The 541-nt window shown below is 58.2% G+C and carries 1 protein-coding gene; it reads right to left on the reverse strand.

Annotated elements, in window-relative coordinates; all coding sequences use genetic code 11:
- Positions 1-541 (reverse strand): VOC family protein (locus PY649_RS34830; RefSeq protein WP_285873618.1); only part of this gene is annotated, 541 nt, incomplete at both ends.

Raw genomic sequence — 541 nt, forward strand, 5'->3', positions numbered from 1 at the left:
ATAATAGTAATGGGTTCCGCCCTTTTCATCGAGGTAATCCGTCTTCTTGATCAGCCGCAGCCCGACTGTCTCCACGAAAAACTTCTCGGTCCGCTCCGCGTTGCTGGAGATGGACGTGATGTGATGGAAGCCACGCAGGGCATAGTCGTCGGTGATCGTCGGCATCGGTGCCGGCCAGGTTTCGGCGGCCACCAACAGCTCGCTGCGACCTCCGACAAGGTTTTCTTCCGGCTGGTGCTTGAACTCCGAACCAAGAACAGCCTCATCGTGACCGAAACCAGGCTCCGATGTCGCGATTTCGATGATCGCTCCGTCCGGATCGCGCAAGTAGATCGCGTGGAAATAGTTGCGGTTATAGGGGCCGGTCACGTGAATTCCGAGATCGGTAAGCCGGCGCTTCCATTTCAGCAATCCATTTCGGTTGGGCACGTGCAGTGCCAGGTGATGGTTCGTGCCGGCACCCCAGCGGCCCTTCGGGTCACCTGCGCGAGGGTTTGAAACCGCATCGGCCACCAACGCCGGATCGGTAAATCCATCCTTT

Origin of the sequence: Rhizobium mayense, assembly GCF_030272705.1 — a bacterium.
GTDB classification, from domain to species: Bacteria; Pseudomonadota; Alphaproteobacteria; order Rhizobiales; family Rhizobiaceae; genus Rhizobium; species Rhizobium mayense.